A 6,147-nucleotide genomic window follows, 5' to 3' on the forward strand; every position below is an offset into this window, starting at 1 on the left:
CAACGTTAACCAATTGATCCGTCACAAAACACGTTTCGTCTTACTGCATAGTGAAACCCCAACCACAGACCCAGCAGATCGCTCTGCCAAACCCTAGATCGAAGCTTCGAGAAACACGGAACAGTCTTGCAACTTCATCGCCGCAATCAGGCCCTAAGACCCGCCGTCCGCGTATCCCTTCTTCTAGTCCACAATGTCAAATAGCTGCTCGGCGCTTAGCTCTGAGCCGTGGCCCAGTCTCTGCCGGACTTTCATCCGGTGGCCGGTGGGCCGCGTCGAGGGAGCGGCTTATACCCCCCCTTTTCCGACGCTGTCAACGCCCGTCTTAATTATTTTCGTAACATTCCGCAGGAGACGCGGAAATTGGCGGAAACACTAGGGAAATGGGCATCTTTCGGCCGGCCGACAAGCCCAAATCCTGCGTCCGGTTGCCGCTTCATGCCGATTTTTTTCCGATCGATCCACTTTTTTTGATGTTACCTCCCCGCTTCGCGATCCGTCCCCGTCCCAGCGGACACTTGCGCCTGAGCATTAACGCGCCGGGCGCGACCTGGGGCCTTTCGTTAAAATCCCAGGCGATTCGATTAACCATACCTGGAGACATACGCCGGGAAAGCCGCGGTTAATCACATAATGTTTTGATCTGCTTGGGGAATTCTGGGTTGACAAGACTCCCACCCGGAAGGCAAGGTCAACATTGCTTTCATGCCTCAGAGCCCTGTTTCCGGGGGAATTTGTCGTTTCGGCAATTTTCGGTGCAGGGCTTTAGGCGCAATCGACAAAAGTTTGAGTATTGGTGACAGTTTTGCAGAAGCCGCACACGCAGGTCTGGGGCACGCTCCGGCGCTATTTGACCTACACGACCGCCGGTATCGCCGTCATGGGCGGCGTTGGTGCCTTTGAGGCGCATCGCCCAGCCAATGTTGCGGCGGCGCATGCGTCCGACTTGATGTCTGTGTTCTCAGGCACCGATGCCGTGGCAGAGGGTTTCGCCAATCTCGGCACACTGGGCCAAGATGAAACGCTGCCGATTTGGGCGCAGCGCATTCCCACGACATCCGACAACACGTTCAGCGTTGCCGCCGCCGAATCAGCGAGCGATGCCCCGGCCCCCTTCGTCGCCGCGCCGGCACTCACCACCTTGATGCCGGGCAATGCGCTTGATTCCGCCAGCGAGAGCGAAAGCACCTTTGCCATCGACACCGCAGAAGCCGAGCCGATGCCGAGTGCCGCCCCGGTCGAGCCGGTAATGGCAATGCCGCTCGATGCGCAGCCGGAATTCGCCGCTCATCGCGACTGGAACCCGGCCGAAGCGCCGAGCGAAGCGGCGCTCAACGTGCAAAAGGTGATCGAGGTCGAACGCGGCGACACGCTTTATGGCGTTCTGGTCGAGGCCGGGCTCTCCGAGATGGAAGCCAAGGACACGGTCGGCGCTCTTTCCGACGTCTTTTCCCCGCGGAGCCTCAAGGCCGGGCAGGAAATCACGCTCAACCTCACCACGGCCGCGGGCGGCGAAGCGCAAGCGCCGCAACCGCAGTTGGTGAGTCTCAGCCTTGAACCTTCGGTCGAGCGTGACGTCACAGTTAGCCGTGATTCCAAAGGCGATCTGGTGGCCGAAGCGGTCGACAAGCCGTTGACCGAAACGCGCGCCCGCGCAGCCGGAATCATCACCTTCAGCCTCTACGACGCCGCCATGAAGGCCGGCCTGCCGAGCTCGGTCATCGCCGACGTCATCAAGGCGTTCTCCTACGACGTCGACTTCCAGCGCGACATCCAGGAAGGCGATGCCTTCGAAGTGGTCTACGAACGAGTCGAGAATGCGGACGGCGAATTGGCCCGCACCGGGCAGTTGCTCTACGCAGCGCTGAACACCAGCGGTGTCGATCGCCAGATCTATTGGTTCGAGCAGAACGGCGACGGCGAATTCTACAATTCCAAGGGCGAAGCCGTGCGCAAGTCGCTGCTGGCAACGCCGATCGACGGCGCGCGCATCACATCAGGCTTCGGCGCGCGCAAGCATCCGATCCTTGGCTACACCAAGATGCACAAGGGCATGGATTTCGGTGCGCCGACCGGCACGCCGATCTTTGCCGCCGGTAACGGCACCGTCGTCGAAATGGGTCCCAAGGGCTCGTACGGCAATTATGTGCGCATCAAGCACAACGGCACCTACCAGACGGCCTATGCGCATACCAGCCGCTTCGCCAAGGGCCTGCACAAGGGCGATAAGGTGAAGCAGGGTCAGGTCATCGCCTATGTCGGCACGACCGGACGTTCGACTGGCCCGCACCTCCATTTCGAAGTCATCGAGAACGGTGTCCAGGTCAATCCGAAGAAGATCAAATCGACGGGCAGCACCAAGCTTGCCGGCAAGGATCTGAAGGCCTTCAAGGACCAGGTCGCCAGCATTGACGCCGAACGCCAGCGCATGCGCGGCGCCGTCGAAATCGCCGAGCGGCCGGATGCGGCACCGGCCGATTGCGGCCCGCAGGGCTGCGAAAACTGACGCTTCGCGCGGCGTTACCGCGCACAGAAAGGCGGCGGTGGCCCATCGGCCCCGCCGCCTTTTTCATGTCCGCTGATAAACCGATCTGATCACACCATCCGATCATTCGATTGGACGCCACCCTCTGCCGTCGCCGAGGATACGGCCGACTTTCATATTGTCGGATAGCAATTCACATGCGCCACCTGCTCACCCTCGTCCACCGCGTCCACAATGCCGGATTGCTGGTCCTTGCCGTCGGCATCCTGGCGCTCATCGCCCATCTATCGTCGCAGCCCCTGCTGCTGGCACCGTTTGCGCCCAGTATCCTCATCGTGCTGACCCAGCCGCAGAGCCCCGGCTCGGCACCCAACACCCTCATCGCCGCCTACGTCGTCGCGGCGGTAATCGCGGTCCTGCTCAAGGGCGTGCTGCCGCAGGAATGGTGGGCTGTGGCGCTGGCAACCGGTGCCGCAATGCTGGCCCTTGAAGCCTTCGACATTCTGCATCCGCCGGCGGTGGCCGTGCCGATCCTGGTAACGCTCGGCACTGGCGAGTTTCCGCTCGCGGCCTTCACGACCGGCGTCGTCGCCCTTGCCGCCATGTCCTATCTCGGCCGTCGCCTGCCGAGATGGGCGGCTGCCAAGACGCCCACTACCCAAATTCCGCTGACCGGCACGTCGCAGAACGCTTAAGGCCGACAAGCGCCTCGGTTCCAGCAAAAGAGAACGCCGCGCCGGCATGACCGGCGCGGCGTTTGTGATTCGGCAGCAGATGGGATTACGCCGCCGCTTGCGCGAGCCTCGTTCCGCCGATGGTGAGCCCGTCCTTGTCGGCCGAAACCTCGATCGTTTCGCCCGGCTTGAACTTGCCTTCGAGGATCATCAGCGCCAGCGGGTTCTGCAATTCGCGCTGGATGACGCGCTTCAGCGGCCGTGCGCCATAGACCGGATCGTAGCCCGCTTCCGCCAGCCATTCCTTCGCCTGCGCATCGAGCGAGAGGTCGAGCTTGCGCTCGGCCAGCAGCGCCTCGAGCCGCTTCAGCTGGATTTCGACGATGCCGGTCATGTTCTGCCGGTTGAGGCGGTGGAACAGGATGACTTCGTCGAGGCGGTTGAGGAATTCCGGCCGGAATGCCTGCCGCACCACGCCCATCACCTGATCGCGCGCCTTGTCCGAATCCTCGCCGTCCTTCAGCGCCACCAGATATTCGGCGCCGAGGTTCGAGGTGAGAATGATGATCGTGTTGCGGAAGTCGACCGTGCGGCCTTGCCCGTCGGTCAAGCGACCATCGTCGAGGACCTGCAGCAGCACGTTGAAGACATCCGGATGCGCCTTCTCGACCTCGTCGAAGAGGATGACCTGATAGGGCCGGCGCCGAACCGCTTCGGTCAAGACGCCGCCTTCCTCATAGCCGACATAGCCCGGAGGTGCACCGATCAGCCGCGAGACCGCGTGCTTCTCCATGAACTCCGACATGTCGATGCGGACCATCGCCTGGTCATCATCGAAAAGGAACGTCGCCAGCGCCTTGCAGAGTTCCGTCTTGCCGACACCGGTCGGGCCCAACATCAGGAACGAGCCGATCGGACGGTTGGGATCCTGCAGGCCGGCCCGCGCGCGCCGCACGGCATTGGAGACGGCCTTCACCGCCTCGTCCTGGCCGATGACGCGGGCGGAGATCGACTTCTCCATCGCCAGCAGCTTGTCGCGCTCACCGGTCAGCATCTTGTCGACGGGGATGCCGGTCCAACGCGAAACGACGCCGGCCACATCCTCTTCCTTCACCACTTCGTTGAGCATGCGGTGCTCGGCCGCCTCTTCAGCCGCCTCCAGTCGCTTGGTGAGCTCCGGGATGACAGAATAGGTGAGCTCGCCGGCGCGGGCGAAATTGCCCGAACGCTGCGCTTGCTCGACCTCGATCTTGGCCTGGTCGATACGTTCCTTGATCTTCTGCGCGTCGTCGATCTTCTGCTTTTCCGCTTTCCACTGCGCGGTCAGGTTCTGCGACTTCGCTTCCAGCGTCTCGACCTCGTCGACGAGCTGCTGCAGACGCTCCTTGGAGGCGGCATCCGTCTCCTTCTTCAGCGCCTCGCGCTCGACCTTGAGCTGGATCAGCTTGCGGTCGACCTCGTCGATCTCCTCGGGCTTCGACTCCACTTCCATGCGCAAGCGCGATGCGGCCTCGTCGATGAGGTCGATCGCCTTGTCGGGAAGAAAGCGGTCGGTGATGTAACGATTGGAAAGCGTTGCCGCCGCCACGATCGCCGCATCGGTGATGCGGACGCCGTGATGGAGCTCGTACTTCTCCTTCAATCCGCGCAGGATCGAGATCGTGTCGTTGACATTGGGCTCGGCCACGAAGACCGGCTGGAAGCGCCGCGCGAGGGCTGCGTCCTTCTCGATATATTTCCGGTATTCGTCGAGCGTGGTGGCGCCGACGCAATGCAATTCGCCGCGCGCCAATGCAGGCTTCAGCATGTTCGAGGCATCCATCGCCCCGTCCGCCTTGCCGGCGCCGACCAGCGTGTGCAATTCATCGATGAAGAGGATGATCTCGCCCGCGGCGGCTGCAATCTCCTGCAGCACCGATTTCAAGCGTTCCTCAAACTCGCCGCGATATTTGGCACCGGCAATGAGGGCGCCGAGATCGAGCGACATCAGCTTGCGATTCTTCAGGCCTTCCGGCACGTCGCCATTGGCGATGCGGAGCGCCAGACCCTCGATGATCGCAGTCTTGCCGACGCCCGGTTCGCCGATCAGCACGGGATTGTTCTTGGTACGGCGCGACAGTACCTGGATGGTGCGGCGGATCTCCTCGTCGCGGCCAATCACGGGATCAAGCTTGCCGTCGCGGGCGAGCTGGGTGAAATCGCGCGCATATTTCTTCAGCGCATCATAGCTGTCTTCAGCGCTGGCGCTGTCGGCCTTGCGGCCCTTGCGCAAATCGTTGATCGCCTGGTTGAGCTTCTGCGCCGTGAGGCCGGCTTCTTTCAGGATCTTGCCCGACGGCGTTTCGTTCGCCATGACAAGGGCCAGCAACATGCGCTCGACAGTGACGAAACCGTCACCGGCTTTTTGCGCCAGTTCTTCGGCCTGGGCGAGGAGGCGCGCCAGTTCCGGCGCCATATAGACTTGGCCCGCACCGCTGCCTTCGACGCGCGGTTGCTTGTCGAGCTCGCGTTCGACGCCGGCCGCGGCCTTCGCCGGTTCGGCACCCGCCGCCTTCATCAGGCCCGCGGCCATGCCTTCCTTGTCGTCGAGCAGCGTCTTGAGCAAATGCTCGGCGGTGAGGCGCTGATGGCCCGACCGCAAGGCAAGGGTCTGGGCCGCCTGCAGGAAGCCGCGTGACCGCTCGGTGAATTTTTCCATATCCATATCTTCAGCCCTCTTACGGCCGCGCCCTCTTGGAGGCACACAGCGCTAGATGCTCAGGGTAGGGAAATCCGTTCTGAACTCCCCCGGTTTCACCTCAGAGATATGGAAAAGGTTAACGCCAAAACAAGGGGGCGGGAAAGCAAAAGGGGCCGGGTGATCAGCCCACCCGGCCCCAATCTCGCGGAACATCCGGCAGGCCCGAACGGGCGCTGCGCCAAAATGCCGCTATTCCCTAAATGCCGCTACTCGTTGACGTCGGCGGTCGGCGCCGGTTCAGCGGCAGC

Annotated in this window: 3 protein-coding genes; 2 read left to right on the top strand and 1 reads right to left on the bottom strand. The window is 62.3% G+C overall.

All coding sequences use genetic code 11. From position 1 onward, the window contains the following. Positions 1–796 precede the first annotated feature (796 nt). Together ACE3PP_RS12620 and ACE3PP_RS12625 are read left to right on the top strand one after the other, a co-directional pair. Positions 797–2,506 (top strand): M23 family metallopeptidase, encoded by a 1,710-nt coding sequence (locus ACE3PP_RS12620; RefSeq protein WP_374382788.1) that lies wholly within the window; start codon positions 797–799, stop codon positions 2,504–2,506. Positions 2,507–2,682: 176 nt separating this feature from the next. Continuing rightward, on the top strand, positions 2,683–3,180 hold the full coding sequence (locus ACE3PP_RS12625; protein ID WP_374382790.1) for an HPP family protein: 498 nt from the start codon (positions 2,683–2,685) through the stop codon (positions 3,178–3,180). Between the two features lie 85 nt (positions 3,181–3,265). Here ACE3PP_RS12625 and clpB read toward each other — a convergent pair whose 3' ends face one another. Next, complete coding sequence (gene clpB, locus ACE3PP_RS12630) at positions 3,266–5,863, bottom strand: ATP-dependent chaperone ClpB (RefSeq protein ID WP_374382792.1); 2,598 nt, start codon at positions 5,861–5,863, stop codon at positions 3,266–3,268. Between the last annotated feature and the right edge of the window lie 284 nt (positions 5,864–6,147).

Source organism: Dongia sp., assembly GCF_041910485.1.
Lineage (GTDB): Bacteria > Pseudomonadota > Alphaproteobacteria > Dongiales > Dongiaceae > Dongia.

Coding starts and splice junctions, on each gene's coding strand:
- clpB (WP_374382792.1), bottom strand. CDS start 5,863: ATGGATATGGAAAAATTCACCGAGCGGTCACGCGGCTTCCTGCAGGCG.
- ACE3PP_RS12625 (WP_374382790.1), top strand. CDS start 2,683: ATGCGCCACCTGCTCACCCTCGTCCACCGCGTCCACAATGCCGGATTG.